The organism is Streptomyces sp. RGM 3693 (assembly GCF_050471125.1).
GTDB lineage: Bacteria > Actinomycetota > Actinomycetes > Streptomycetales > Streptomycetaceae > Streptomyces.
On the sequence record NZ_JBMPPQ010000001.1, the window covers coordinates 3449320 to 3462293 of the forward strand.

Annotated in this window: 11 protein-coding genes; 4 read left to right on the top strand and 7 right to left on the bottom strand. The window is 71.4% G+C overall.

The annotated features are described in order from the left end of the window. Positions 1-6 precede the first annotated feature (6 nt). Complete coding sequence (locus ACO0M4_RS15070) at positions 7-1101, bottom strand: ABC transporter substrate-binding protein (protein WP_430370647.1); 1095 nt, start codon at positions 1099-1101, stop codon at positions 7-9. 864 nt (positions 1102-1965) lie between these two features. Here ACO0M4_RS15070 and ACO0M4_RS15075 point away from each other — a divergent pair. Continuing rightward, positions 1966-2739: an IclR family transcriptional regulator gene (locus tag ACO0M4_RS15075; protein ID WP_430370649.1), complete on the top strand. Its 774-nt coding sequence runs from the start codon at positions 1966-1968 to the stop codon at positions 2737-2739. A gap of 422 nt (positions 2740-3161) precedes the next feature. Here the strand turns inward: ACO0M4_RS15075 and ACO0M4_RS15080 are convergent, their stop codons facing one another. Both ACO0M4_RS15080 and ACO0M4_RS15085 read right to left on the bottom strand, forming a co-directional pair. Continuing rightward, positions 3162-3635 (bottom strand): nuclear transport factor 2 family protein, encoded by a 474-nt coding sequence (locus tag ACO0M4_RS15080; RefSeq protein WP_430370650.1) that lies wholly within the window; start codon positions 3633-3635, stop codon positions 3162-3164. A 60-nt stretch (positions 3636-3695) separates the two neighbouring features. Then, a complete protein-coding gene (locus ACO0M4_RS15085) occupies positions 3696-5048 on the bottom strand; it encodes a serine hydrolase domain-containing protein (RefSeq protein WP_430370652.1) in 1353 nt (450 codons plus the stop codon). 332 nt (positions 5049-5380) lie between these two features. On the opposite strand from ACO0M4_RS15085, the gene ACO0M4_RS15090 reads away from it, so the two are divergent. Both ACO0M4_RS15090 and ACO0M4_RS15095 read left to right on the top strand, forming a co-directional pair. Beyond that, a complete protein-coding gene (locus tag ACO0M4_RS15090) occupies positions 5381-5611 on the top strand; it encodes a DUF6296 family protein (RefSeq protein ID WP_430370653.1) in 231 nt (76 codons plus the stop codon). A gap of 187 nt (positions 5612-5798) precedes the next feature. Beyond that, complete coding sequence (locus ACO0M4_RS15095; RefSeq protein WP_430370654.1) at positions 5799-6728, top strand: hypothetical protein; 930 nt, start codon at positions 5799-5801, stop codon at positions 6726-6728. Between the two features lie 558 nt (positions 6729-7286). On the opposite strand, the gene ACO0M4_RS15100 is transcribed toward ACO0M4_RS15095, so the two are convergent. From ACO0M4_RS15100 to ACO0M4_RS15110, 3 genes are all read right to left on the bottom strand, one after another. After that, complete coding sequence (locus ACO0M4_RS15100) at positions 7287-7982, bottom strand: aspartate/glutamate racemase family protein (protein WP_430370655.1); 696 nt, start codon at positions 7980-7982, stop codon at positions 7287-7289. 222 nt (positions 7983-8204) lie between these two features. After that, a complete protein-coding gene (locus tag ACO0M4_RS15105) occupies positions 8205-9392 on the bottom strand; it encodes a cytochrome P450 family protein (RefSeq protein ID WP_430370657.1) in 1188 nt (395 codons plus the stop codon). 411 nt (positions 9393-9803) lie between these two features. Beyond that, the gene (locus tag ACO0M4_RS15110) at positions 9804-11093 is read right to left on the bottom strand and encodes an ATP-binding protein (RefSeq protein WP_430370658.1); all 1290 of its coding nucleotides are present in this window, start codon (positions 11091-11093) and stop codon (positions 9804-9806) included. Positions 11094-11320: 227 nt separating this feature from the next. Here ACO0M4_RS15110 and ACO0M4_RS15115 point away from each other — a divergent pair, with 227 nt between their 5' ends. After that, positions 11321-12046: a Mut7-C RNAse domain-containing protein gene (locus ACO0M4_RS15115; protein ID WP_430370660.1), complete on the top strand. Its 726-nt coding sequence runs from the start codon at positions 11321-11323 to the stop codon at positions 12044-12046. Positions 12047-12062: 16 nt separating this feature from the next. Here the strand turns inward: ACO0M4_RS15115 and ACO0M4_RS15120 are convergent, their stop codons facing one another. After that, positions 12063-12695, bottom strand: a complete 633-nt coding sequence (locus ACO0M4_RS15120; RefSeq protein ID WP_430370661.1) for an HAD-IA family hydrolase — start codon at positions 12693-12695, stop codon at positions 12063-12065. Positions 12696-12974: the final 279 nt, after the last annotated feature.

The following is a 12974-nucleotide window of genomic DNA, read 5'->3' on the forward strand; positions in this document are numbered from 1 at the left end:
GGGTCCTTACGTGTCCGTACCGGACGGGAGGGTGGGCGTGCCGTACCGGCCCGGCACGGATACGGCTTCCGCGGCGTGGCGGGTGCCGGCGGGAGCGGTGGCCGCGAGCCGGCGGCGGGCGCGTCGCAGCGGCTCGGGATCGGCCCAGGCGTGCACGTCCACGGTCTCGGGCAGGAAGCCTTGGGCTCGTAGGGCAGCCTCTTGTTGGACGAGCAGACCCAGCCGCTCGGGGGACAGATCGGGGTGGAGGGTGCGGTGGGTGCCGGGCCGGTAGGCGCCGTGCACGCCCTCCGCGCCGGCACCGGTCTCGGCGCCCAGGATGCGGGTGACCTCCGCCGGCCGGTCCGCGGCCCAGTCGGCGGCCCGCAGCAGCACCGCGAGGAAGCGCTCGACGAGGTCCGGGTGCTCGTCCAACAGGCGTTGGTGAACGGTGATCGGGCGCGGGGTGCCGTTGTTGACCCGGTGCCTCCGGTCGGGCAGTGCGTCCAGTTCGACGGCGACCTCCGCCCCGGTACGCCGGGCCGCCTCCACGGCCAGCGCGCCCTTGACGTAAACGGCGTCCACGGCACCGCGCCGCAGGGCGTCGAGGCCGGCGGCCCACTGCCCGGTGTGCCCGTCGGCGGGTACGTCGACGAGGGTGGCGTCCGCCAGGGCGAGTCCGGCGGAGGCGAGTGCGCCCTCGAAGCCGCGCAGCGCCATGGCCCGCCAGAAGTCGATGGCGATCGGATGCCGGGGAACCGCCAGGCGCCGACCGCGCAGGGCAGCGGCGCCGCGGATCCCGGACCCCGGCGCGACCAGGACCGACTGCCGCTCCTCGATCCAGGTCAGGCCGATCAGCCGGGTCGGCGCACCGCCCGAACGAGCCCATAGCGCGGGCACGTTACCGCCCTCGCGGAACAGTCCGGGCAGGGCGTGCGTGTAGTGGGTCTGGCGGGCCGCGGTGTCGAGGTCGGGGGCCGCGTCCTGGAGGGACCGCACGGCGATGCCGTCGGGCGCGAACTCGTCGGCGAGCCAGTTCCGGTCGGCGGCGATCCCGGTGGCGGTGGGCACCGGACAGCGGGTGAACCACAGGGTGTCGGGCAGCGGAGGATGCGTCGTCATGGGGCTTCCGGGAAGGAGTGGGCGGGCCCACGCGGGAACGGGCGTGGGAAGGGCAGGCATTGATGAGGTGGGGGAGGTGCCTGTGCGGCGGGGCGCGGTCGAGGGGGCGGCCGGTGGGGGCGCGGCCGGTCATCCGGCACGTGCCTGGCACGGCTCTCCTGACTTCACGTACCGGGACGGGCACCGATGCGTCCGGCCGTCACGAGACAGAACGCACGACAGAACGCACGACTGGACGCGTGATGGGGGTGTGGCAGGACGCGTGACGGGGTGTGTGGTGGTTGTGGGGTAGGGCGCCTGACGTGGTGTGCGCGGCCGGGGCGTCCGGCACCACACGTGAGCGCGGCTTACGCCGTCGCGGCATGCGGCACGTGCGACACGTGCGGCACATACAGCACGTGCAGTACCCGCCGCACGTGCAGCAGATGCGGCGCAGGGACGTGGCGAGCCGCGTTGTGGGGCCGTTGGGGAGAGTGATCAGCGACAGGAAGCGCTGAAGACACGGCCCAAGTCGATATGACGGCGCGCGGTGAACAGACCGGGAGCAGCGGTGATACGCATCGCACGGCTCCCTTCCTCCGGTTCGGCGCCGGACTCCCCAGCGGCTGACCGCAGCCTGGCACGGCCTCGCCACCCAGACAACCTGCTTCCCACGATATGGGACTGAGCGTGAACGCGGCATTGCACAGCCCATCTTGAGTCCCTGTGAACATTGCCCACTCCTCTTCTCAGCTGCTTCCGCGAACTCCTTCGAGCCGCCTCCATGTGCCGTAATGTGGGACTGATGGTGAGCGCGGAGGGCCCCGCACCGGCGCCCCCTGCGGTACTCCCCGGCAGTCGCCGGGGCGGCGGGAGGAGCCACCCATGACCCAGGCACCGGCGCCCACCGGCGCCCAGGCGGTCCGGCGCGCCCTGGACGTGCTGCACTGCTTCCACGACAACGCCCCGGACCTGAGCGCTTCCGAACTCGCGCGCCGACTGGGACTGGCCACCTCCACCGCCCACCGGCTCGCCCGCACCCTGCTGGCCGCGGGATTCCTGGAGCAGGACCCCCGCACCGCCCGCTACCGACTCGGCCCGGCCGTCACCGAGCTGGGCCGTCTCTCCTACCATCAGCGCGGGCTGCACCTCGCCTCGCCCGAGCTCGCCGACCTGGCCCAACGCACCGGCACCACGGTCGACCTGGCCCTACGCAGCGGCCCGTACGCGGTGATCGTCGCGGGCGGCTCGGTAACGCCCAAGGTGGGGCTGCGCCGGCCGCTTCACTCCACCGCGCTCGGCAAAGTGTTGCTGGCCTGGCCGCGGGCCGGCGAGGGCGGCCCGGAGTCACTGCCGCCGCTGTACGCCTTCACCGACCGCACCATCGTCGAACCCACCCGGCTGGCCGCCGAGTTGGCGCGGGTGCGCGCCGATGCACATGCCGTCAACGACGGTGAGTCGGCGTACGGAGTCCGTACGCTGGCCGTGCCCGTCCTCGACCGCGCCGAGTCCGCCCGCTTCGCGTTGGCCGTCCGCGGCACACCGGAGATGATCACGCCGGACCGCACGGACTGGCTCCTCACCCAGGCTCGGGCCTGCGCCCGCGCCCTGGAGGTCCTCCTACTGTCGCCCGCGGAGCGTCGGCCCGCTGTCGCGTGACCGGTCAGCAGCGCCAAGTGCTTCGCGGTGACGGCGTCCGAGGTCGCGCAGGGCTCTTCAGCCGGCCGATCCGCCGCCGGATGAGGATCCCGTGCCGATCCGTCGACGTGCATGCTGTCGGAGTGCATTCCCTGGATCGGGTGGTGCTTCTTGCGTGGGTCCGGTGTGGGTCGGGGCTTGGGACGAGGGCGGGGGTGTGCGGCAAGGTGCCGCCGGGCTGGCCAGGGCGTACGGCTGTGGATGGGCGCCTTGCTGCTGTGCGTTGCCGGTCTGTGCCGGTACAGAGCGGCGGTGTCAGTGGTCGCCCGTACGGTAGTCCTCGTCACTATCCGAGCTGCTGGCGCTTCTCGGACCCGCCCCGCTCCCGTGGCAATGCACGGGAGCGGGGCCCTTCTCTCTCCCCTCTCTTCGGCCTCTCCTTCTCAGTTGCTGTTCGGGGGCGTGACGCGCTGGGTGTCGGTCCCGAAGGCCAGGTGGGTGGTTCTGGTGGCGAGTAGCCATGTGCCGTCGACCTTGCGGAAGGCGTCCTCGTAGTGGCCCACGTTGGTGGGGTGTTGCGACGGGACTATGCCGTCCACAAAGCCGTCGACGCGGTAGGTGGTGAGGTAGGACGTGGCGGTTGCTGTCGTGGCGGAGGTGACGGTGACCAGGACGTTCGTCATCAGGCGGCGTGACAGGCGGTCCGCCGGGCGGGAGCCGAAGTACTCGCGCAGTGCTTCGCGGCCTGCTATGCGGCGGTTGCCGTGGGGCCACTCCCAGATGCCGTCGGCCGTGAAGAGTTCGGCCACGGAGCTCGGGTCTCCGAGGTCGAGGCGGTGCACGAAGTCGATGATCAGACGTTCGCAGGCTCGCTCGGCGAGTAGCTGGTCCATGGGGGCGCTTGCTTTGTCGTCCATGTCTGGTCCTGGGGTGTGCGCGGCCTGGAGGGCATCCACGCTCGCGGGTTGCGTACAGACCTATCGGGCCTGGTGTTCTGGAGTGAAGGCCAGGTGGGTGGGTGGGGTCGCGGTAAGTGGGCGTCCGGTGCCGGTGCCGGTGCCGGTGCCTGTGTTGGCTTTGGTGCCGCAGGCGGCCTGCGCGATGTAGGCGTTCATGGCGTCGTCGATCGGGCCCGTGATGGGTTGGTTGTGGGCATCGAGCTTCTGGTAGCGGGTGAGGTTGAAGCCGAGGGACACCTGGCGGCGACCGTCCGGGCTGGAGAGGGACCAGGTCATCGCGCCGAGTACCAGACCGTTGTGGCCCCAGAAGTCTCCGCAGGCGGAGGTCGTCTTCAGCAGGCCGAGGCCGTAGCGCATGAATGAGCCCTCGATCGGCACGGTCGTCTTCATCTGGCGCAGCTCTGCCGGGGCGATCAACTCGCCGCCCAGCAGGGCGCGGTAGAAGCGGTTGAGGTCGGGCATCGTCGATATGAGGGAGCCGGCCGTGGAGGCCCAGGACATGTTGTAGACGCTGAAGTCACGCGGCGGGTTGAAACCTCCGTAGGCGGCCTCGTACATCTTCGCGTGCGGTCCGGAGAGGGTGGGCGACTGTGGGAAGTAGGTGTGCCGCAGGCCGGCTTTACGAATGACGTGTGCGGTGATGTAGGACTCGGGGGATTGGCCGGTGACCTTGCGCAAGAGGAGGCCGGCGAGGACGTAATTGGTGTTGGAGTAGTGCCAGCCTTGACCTGGTTTGCCGAATGGGGGTGCCGCGATTCCGAGACGGGCCAGTTCTTCCGGGGCGAACTGGTGGTAGCGATTGCCCTCGAAGCTGTCCGCGGTGTTGAAGATCGCTCCGGAGTATTCGCCGATGCCGCTGGTGTGATTGAGCAGCATCCGCACGGTGATGGCCCGGCCGCGCTCGCCCGTTATGAGATCGGGCAGATAGTGGCTGATCGGGGTGTCGAGGCCGATGCGGCCCTTGCCGACTTCCTGGAGCACGGCGACCGCGGTGAAGGTCTTGGTGATGCTGCCGATGCGGTGCTGCATCTGCGGCGTCGTGGGGCGCCCGGTGCCGATGTCGGCGACCCCGGTCGCGCCTTGCCAGGTGTCGGAGCCGTCCCGCACGGCCGAGTAGGCGCCGTACATACCCGCGTCGTGGAATGCCTGGAGGGACTTGGTCAGGGCCTGGCGGTCGAGCCCGGTGTCGTGGGTGGGGCTCGTCGACGTCGAGGTTGCGGCCGGTGCGCCGGCGACTGTGGCCCGTGACGGAACGGGGGAGGTGAGGGCGGCCGCGGAGGCGGTGGTGGGGAGGGCGAGGAGGGATAACGCGACGGCAGTGGTGGTGAGGGTCAGCCGCGGGCGGCGGCGTGAGGAATAGTCAATGGGCATGGTTGCTCCGGGAGTTCGGGGCCTAGAAGGCAGGGGCGGATCGGTGTAGGTCACTCATCGGTGTTTCACTGCTTTGATTTTCGCTTCGCTCACGTCACGAGACATCAACCCACGGGTCTACCTTGATCTCGAATCTCTGTGGTGGGAGTACGAGCGTGGTGTGACATGCATCGCCATCGCCGTAATCCGTTAAGCGTTCAATGATGTGTGGTGAGGCGTGCGGCTCCGGCGTGGGCGAGGATGGAAGGGCCGGGGCGGTGCGGCCCGCGCGGAGCGGCCGCGGGGCGGCGTCTTGGGCGGCAGAACCCGCAGAGCAGTATCGGGAGGCCCCGATGGATTACCCGGAACGCTATGAGCTGGTATTTCAGGCCCTCGCGGTGGAGGACGACGTGGTGATCGTCCGGCGTACCGACCAGGCGGGAGCGGGCGGGTATCCGATCTACGAGGACGAATCGGGGATCGTGCGCGCAGAGATCAGCGACCGGGGGGAGGTCCGCATGGTGGCCAGCGGAGGGCACCAGGCACCCCGGACCCCGCTCCTGGCGAGGCGGCTGGTTCCATGACGCGCTGATCCGCCGCACCTCTCGGCCGCACCCCTGGGCTCCCCACGGCTCAGCGGTGGGGCCTGCCCGGAAGCTGGTCGTATGCCGGGCTCCGCCTGGTGGCGGAGGCGGATGGTTCCCACGGTGGAGGAGGACGGGTGGGGAGGTGGGTGAAGCTGGGGTTCCCGTTGGCGGAAGGGGAGGTCCAGTGGAGCGCTGGGATCGGGTCGGGAGTTGGGCGGCGTATGGGGCGGCGTGGGCATTGACGCCGTATGCGCTGGTCAAGGTGTCGTGGGTGGTCCTTGCGATCCTCGGGGCGGCCCCCATAGGAGCGGGCTTCGACCTGCTCGGATGGGTCCTGCTCAACCTGGTGACGATCGGCATGGCGGCCCTCGGGATCGTCCTGGCGCTCGCCCTGGTACGGCCGTGGGGGATGCGGATACCGGGCCGGCCGCTGGCGTTCTGCGCCTGGACGGGAGCCGGATTCCTGGTGTCGGTGCTGCCGTACTTCGTACTCAGCGCAGTGCTGCGGTTGCCCAGCGCGCCCGGCGAACCGGGCGGGGGCGGCGAGCCGGCGATGCCTGGCTGGGAGGCCGTGCTGATCCAGTGCAGTTTCGTGGGTACGGGGGTGGGGCTGGCGGTCGCGCTGCCCGCTTACGCACGACGCCGCCGGCCGGAGCTGTTCGCCGGGCGGGTCGGGGACGGTGCCGCCCGTACCGGCGTGGCGTGGCCGGCCGTCGTGGGCGCGGTGATCGGGGCGGTCTGGCTGTACTGGGCACTCGGTGGCAGTTGGGGAATCGACCATGCCGCCCGGTGGAACGGCGACGGATACCTGCTGATGGGCCTGGGGGCACTCTGGGCGCTCGTTGGTTCCGCCGCCGTCTGGACCTTGGAGCGGGCCCGTCCGGTGCGGCTGCCCCGCTGGCTCCCGTTGGCGCTCGGTTGGCTCGGTTCGGGGTCGCTGTTCGCGTGGAGCGCCTGGAAGCTGGCGCTGACGGTGTTCGTGGCCCTGGCCGAGCCGGCGGACGCGTTGCCGCCGGAGAACCTTGCGGTCGCCGGGGTGCTGCACTGCGCCGCGGTCCTGGCGGGTGCCGGCATGGCGCGGAGGCTGGTGCGGTCACGTACGGCGGTGGCGTAGCGGGCGTTCGCTCCCATAGGGCGGCAGGGGAAGTGCGGGGTACGGGGGAGCGGAAGAGGGACGGGAGGGGGAGCTGTGTGCGTCACTGCGGGAGGTGGGGCCCGGGGGCGCGTCGCTTCGCCGATGGGGGAGTCGGTGGCTGCCGGCAGTAACGCCCTGGTGCTGACCCGGAGTTGTCACAGGCCGCGCAGGTGCGGATGTCGAGGGTGCGGGCGCTGATGCGGGGGTTCCGCTTCCCCCTCGGGATCGGAGGCGGAAGTGGCGGCGGCTTCGGAGTCGAGGTTAGGGCCGGGATGGGGGCGAGCGCCCGCCCCGACCCTGGTCAGGGGGGCGGGTCCCGCCTCGGTGGTGTCTCCGCGCAGAACGGCCAGGGCGCGTTCGAGGGTTTCTCCGGTGACTTGTATCCGGATCCTGGCCAGGCGTTCTAACTCGGTGTGAGACACCCTGTCAGCGTACCTGCCGTCACGACGCGCCCGGGTTGCGACGGAGGTACGGCGACGAACGCGACCACAAGGGGCGTGAGTTGGCGCAGGTGGCCGGCGACGGGGTGCGCGGTGTTCAGGGCGTGGCCAGTGCGCGGGCGACCGCGGCCTCGGCGTGCAGCTGGGTCGTGGGAAAGAGGGGGACCCGGCTGTCCTGTGGGCGGATGAGCAGTTCGATCTCGGTGCAGCCGAGCACGATGCCCTCCGCCCCGGCGGCGATCAACTCGTCGATGACGGCGATGTAGGCGGTGCGGGACTCCTCCTTGACGACGCCCACGCACAGCTCCTCGTAGATCACGCGGTGGACGGTCTCGCGGCCGGCGGCATCCGGGACCACCACGTCAAGGCCGTGGTCCACGAGGCGGCCGCGGTAGAAGTCCTGCTCCATCGTGAACGCGGTGCCCAGCAGTCCGATGCGGCGCAGTCCCTGGCCTCGTACGGCCTCCGCAGTGGTGTCGGCCAGGTGCAGGAGCGGGACGCCGACCGCGGACGACACCTGGTCGGCGACCTTGTGCATGGTGTTGGTGCAGATCAGCAACAGCTCCGCGCCCGCCGCTTCCAGGGCCCCTGCGGCCTCGGCCAGGACCGCGCCCGCCTCGTCCCAGCGCCCCTCGACCTGGAGGCATTCGATCTCCGCGAAGTCCACTGAGTAGAGCACGCACTTGGCCGAGTGCAGCCCGCCCAGTCGCTCCCGCGTCAGCTCGTTCAGCAGGCGGTAGTACTCCGCCGTGGACTCCCAGCTCATGCCGCCGATCAATCCGATGGTCTTCATCGGGACACTGTGGCACAGCGTGGTGGACGGCCCCGCACTGGGCCGTCGGGGTACGTCCCCGTAGCTGCCGGCCGGCCGTGGCCTGCCCTACGACCAGGGCAGGCCAGCGACCATTGGAGGCCGGTCGGCCGCAGCGGTCGTACCAGCCTCGTCACCAACCTCCCCCCCACAATGCGTCAAGGGCCTGTCCGACCCTGATCCACCGGACAGGCACCGGGCCCGCTAACCGTCCCAGCGGATCGGCAACCGGTTCATGCCGCGCATGAGGAGACCGGGGCGCCAGGCCGGGGCGTCAGCGGCGGTGTCCAGGGCGAGGTCGGGGCAACGGTCCAGTAGGGAGCGGAGGGCGATCCGACCCTCTAGACGGGCCAGCGGTGCGCCGAGGCAGAAGTGGATGCCGTGGCCGAAGGCGGCATGACCGCGCGGATCGCGGGTGATGTCGAAGTCGTCGGCGCTGACGAACCGTTCGGGATCGCGGGAGGCCGAGGCCAGCGAGATCAGCACGGCGGAGCCGGCGGGGATCACGGTGCCGCCGAGTTCCACCGGCTCGGACGCGCATCGCCAGGTGGTGGTCTCCACCGGGCCGTCGTAGCGCAACATCTCCTCCACGGCGTTGTCCACCAGACCGTCGTCGGCCCGCAGGGCGGCCAGTTGGGCGGGATGCTCCAGTAGGGCCCGCACACCGTTGGAGATCAGGTTGACCGTGGTCTCGTGGCCGGCGACCAGCAGGAGGAAGGCGGTGCCGATCACTTCCTCGTGGGAGAGTCGGTCGCCGTCCTCGTCGCTGGTCCGGACCAGGTCGCTGAGCAATCCGTCGCCTGGTTCGCGGCGGAGCACCTCGACGAGGGCGGTGAGGTAGGCGGCCATCTCCTGGACGGCCTGCTGCGACGCTTCGGGGCTGGACGGTGAGACGAGCTCGTGGGACCAGTCGCGGAAGGCGTCGCGGTCGATGGACGGGACGCCGAGCAGTTCGCAGATGACGGTCATCGGCAGTGGGAAGGCCAGCGCCTCGATGAGGTCGGCCCGGCCGTCCGGTGCGGCCAGCATGGCGTCGAGGAGTTCGTCGGTGATGCGCTGCACGCGGGGGCGGAGTGCCTCGACGCGGCGACTGGTGAACTCCTTCGCCACCAGCTTCCGCAGCCGGGTGTGGTGCGGCGGATCCGCGTCCAGCATGTTGGTGAACAGGGGCGTCTCGTCACCGGCGAGGCGTTTCAGGTTGGCGCCGCTCCAGTCCTTGCCCAGCCGCGGGTCGGCGAGTGCGGAACGGACCGCCTCATGGCCGACGACCAACCACGCCTCCTGGCCGTACGGGGTGTGCACCCGGTGGACGGGGCCCTGGGCCCGCAGCTTGGCGTAATACGGGTACGGGTCGGTGATGAAGTCCTCGCCGTAGGCGGGCAGATCGACCACCGGAAGGACCCCGGGATCGTCCGCGGGTTCGGTGGACGGGGCAGGCCGTGATGCGGATATCTCGGAGCCCTGCGGCCCCTGTGACCCGTGCGGATCCTGTGTGACCTCGGGGGCCCGAGGGGTCTGCCCGGCCTGCGGGGCCTGCGGATTCTCCGGCATGTGCCGTCCCGCCTCTCTCGACTCGCAACTGTCTCGGTGTTCCACCACACTTGGTGCAATGCCGCACCGTGCGGTCCGGCTGCACTTCTCACCGTATGCAGCCGGCGACGCGGCAACGTCGTTCCAGCGGAGGAGCCGGCGCGGACGGACCTCCTCCAGACGCAGTGCGACGGCGTCATCGCGGTGGTGGAGAATGCCCGGCCCCTGGCCGAGAACGCGGCGGCCGGCGGTGGCCGCCGCGCTCTTGGGTTTTCAGCAGCGGGCGTGGGCGGTGATGTCGGCGCTGAACTCGTCGATCATCGCGGGCGTGACGGTCGGCCGACACTGCCCGATCGCGGCGAGGTAGTCCTCGGTGCTCGCACCGAGCCGGCCCGGGGCAGCCGTCCCGCCACCGATCGCCTCCAGATCCCGCTCGAACGACGCCTGGGCGGCCACCCTGGCCGCGTGCTCGATGTCCGCCGGGGTGAACAGCTCACTGGCCGCGACCAGCGCCGGAATGGCGACATCGGGCCGGCCGTCGGTGTACCGGGACCAGATCGCCGCCCGGGCGGCCTGGTCGGGCGTCCCGATCGGAATCAGGTAGTCGAAGCGCCCCGGGCGCAGGAACGCCGGGTCGAGCGAGCGGATGGAATTGGTCGCACAGACCAGCAGCCGCTCGTCCTGCTCCCGGAAGCCGGGGATCAGCTTGAGCAGCTCATTGGTCACCCCGTGCAGACCGCCCGGCTGCGCCGGCTCACCGCGCACCGGCGCGATCTCCTCGACCTCGTCGATGAACACCAGCACCCGCTCCAACTCGGCGATCCTGGCGAACGCGCTGCGCAGCGCCGCCGCCAGATTGCCCTCGTCCGCCAACCGGGACGGCAACAGTTCGACGAACGGCCAGCCCAGTCGGGCGGCGATCCCGCGGGCGAACGTGGTCTTCCCGGTCCCCGGCGGCCCGAACAGGGCGATCGCCCGCGGCGGCCGCACCCCGTGCCGGGCGGCCCGCTCCGGCTCCGCCAGCGGCAGCACCACGCGCCGTTCGATCAGGTCCTTCTCCGCCTCCATACCGGCGACCTTGGCCCACAGGTCGGTGGGCAGGAACCGCCCGCCCAGGTCGTCCAGGAGACTGGCCGCCGGCCCGTGGTGCGGCTCGACCTTCTCGAAGTAGGCGACCGCGGGCTGCCGCGTGTAGCCCGCGTTGAGCAGCCCCTCCCCGAGCAGGTCCTCCTCGGGGAGCACGTACGCGATCCGGCTCACCCGGGCGGCGATCAGACGCCGCTCCAGCTCGACCAGCAGCGCACTGGCCAGTCCCCGGCCGCGCCAGGCCGAGGAGATCGCGATCCGCATCACCCAGCCCCGCTCGCCCGCGACACAGGCGAGTGCCGCCCCGATGGGAACGCCCTGGTGGACGGCGACCACGGCGGGCTGTCGCGAGGTCAGGGCGCTGATGCACTCGGCGAGCGAGAAGACGGACTCCTGCCCGAGCTCGGCCGTGGAGTCGATCAGGTGGACCACTTCGGCGAGGTCCTTCTCGCGGTAGTCGTGGATGAGCCAGTTCACCGGTGCCGCCCCTCGTTGGTGTCGCTGATGTTGCCGACGTGCAGGTGAGGCTAGGGGCGGTGGCCGGACCGGTCCTGTGCCACGGTGCACAATCCGCTCGTCGGACCGCTACGGTCCGTATGTAGCGCCACAAGGGCCGGATACGACACCGGCGGATACCGCCCCCGGTCGCCCCCACCACGGAATCCGCTGGCTGGCACGGCCCGCCCGATGCCATGCTGGGCGACGTGAACGGACCCGAGATCGCCCTCAGCTTCGCCCCTGAGCTGCACCTTTTCGTCGGAGCGGAACGGCGCGCCGGACGCACGCCGCTGGTGACCGACGGCGCTTCGACCCTCGGCCACCTCGTCGAATCGCTGGGCGTCCCGCTCACCGAGGTCGGGCGGTTGGTCGTGGACGGCGCACAGGCATCCGTCTCGCACGTCCCGCGGCCGGGCGAACACATCGAGGTACGGGCCGTCGAGCGGCCGCAGCGCGTCCCCGGCGCTCCGCTGCGGTTCCTGCTCGATGTGCACCTGGGGACGCTGGCCCGCCGGCTGCGCCTGCTCGGCGTCGATGCGGCGTACACCAACGAGGACCCCGGCGACGCTGCGCTGGCCACGCTCTCCGCCAAGGACCGGCGGGTGCTGCTCTCCCGCGACCGGGGGCTGCTGCAACGCCGGGAGATCTGGGCCGGGGCCTACATCTACAGCGACCGACCGGACGACCAACTCCGGGACGTACTCGGCAGGTTCGCGCCCACCCTCGCCCCCTGGACCCGCTGCACCGCGTGCAACGGCCGCTTGGCCGCCGCCGACAAGGACGCGGTCCAGGAGCAGCTCCAACACGGCACGCAGCGCACCTACGACATCTTCGCGCAGTGCACCTCGTGCGGACGGGTCTACTGGCGCGGCGCCCATCACGCCCGCCTGGAGGCCATCGTCCAAGAAGCGCTGCGGGCCGGCACCGGCTGACCCGCGCGGCCGCCCCTCACCCGCCGCCGCCCGCCCTCCGCACGAACTCCTCGATCCGGGCGAGCGTGCCCCCGGTGTCCGTGTGCAGATGACCGGCCATGCCCAGCGCCCGCGCGGCGCGCACATGGCCCACGGTGTCGTCGACGAACAAGGCACGTGCCGGGTCCGCCAAGCCCGCCCGCCGCAGCGCGAGCGCGTAGCTGCGGGGGTCGGGCTTGGCGTGGCCGACCTCGCAGGACAGCACGGTGCCGTCGACGGCGTCCAGCGCTCCGGCGGCGGCGAGCGCGGGGCGCATCTCCGGCCAGGCATTGCTCACCAGGACGGTCCTGGCCCGGCCACGCAGCGCCCGTAGCCCGGCCGCCAGGTCGCCGTCCCAGCGCTGTCGGGCCGCCAGGTCCCGCCGGATCTCCGCCATCAGAGCGCGGTCGGCCCCCAGTCGCTGCCGGACCGTGCGCCACCAGGCTTCCTGGCTGGTCCGGCCGATCAGCGCCTGGTCGTCGTTGCCGGCGAACAGCGCGGCCAGAAAAGCGTGTTGGGGGATTCCGAGCCGGTCGCCCCACTCGGCCGCGGCCGCCGGCAGGTGATCCGGTGAGAGGACCCCGCCGATGTCGAGCAGGATCGCGGGCCCGCCCGGACCTCCGATGGTCACCCGCCACCCTCCGCTCCCCGCCGTACCGCCGCCGTCCGACGGCCCGCGCCGTCCCCTCCGGGACTCTACGGTGCACACCATCAATTGACGCAACGTCAGGGAGCGACCGCCAGGAGCAGGAAGGCCAGGCAGTCTGCGCCCGGGCCCGGGGCTGTGTCTGCGTTCGTGTCTGTCCGTGTCTGTGTTCGTGTCTGTGGCCGCGTCAGCTACCGGCCCGCTCCCGACCCGTGACGGGCGAAACGGTGCCTGGGAAACGCCCGCACATCCGCCGCCCGACCG